The organism is Stenotrophomonas sp. SrG, assembly GCF_050031795.1.
Taxonomy (GTDB): domain Bacteria; phylum Pseudomonadota; class Gammaproteobacteria; order Xanthomonadales; family Xanthomonadaceae; genus Stenotrophomonas; species Stenotrophomonas rhizophila_A.
On the sequence record NZ_JBNBBE010000157.1, the window covers coordinates 1 to 287 of the forward strand.

Consider the following 287-nt stretch of genomic DNA (forward strand, 5'->3'; position numbering starts at 1 on the left):
GGCCGGCTGGGCCGAGGTGCTCAACCAGTACAAGCGCCGCGCCCATCTGATTCCCAACCTGGTGCAGACCGAGGAAGGCTATGCCAACCAGGAGCGCCAGGTGCTCACAGACGTGACCGATGCCCGCGCGCTGGTGGGCCAGGTCAACGTGAATGCCGACGACGCCGAGTCGCTCCAGCAGTTCCAGCAGGCGCAGGGCGAGCTCCGTGGCGCACAGGCGCGGCGGCTGGTGGTGACCGTGAACAACCCGTAACTGAAAGCCGACCAGGGCTTCCGCGATCTGCAGG

At 67.2% G+C, this 287-nt stretch carries 1 pseudogene; it reads left to right on the plus strand.

The features are described 5' to 3' along the window. Window positions 1-250 (plus strand): annotated as a pseudogene (locus ACQG3P_RS19355) (LemA family protein); the annotation flags it as partial. Between the last annotated feature and the right edge of the window lie 37 nt (window positions 251-287).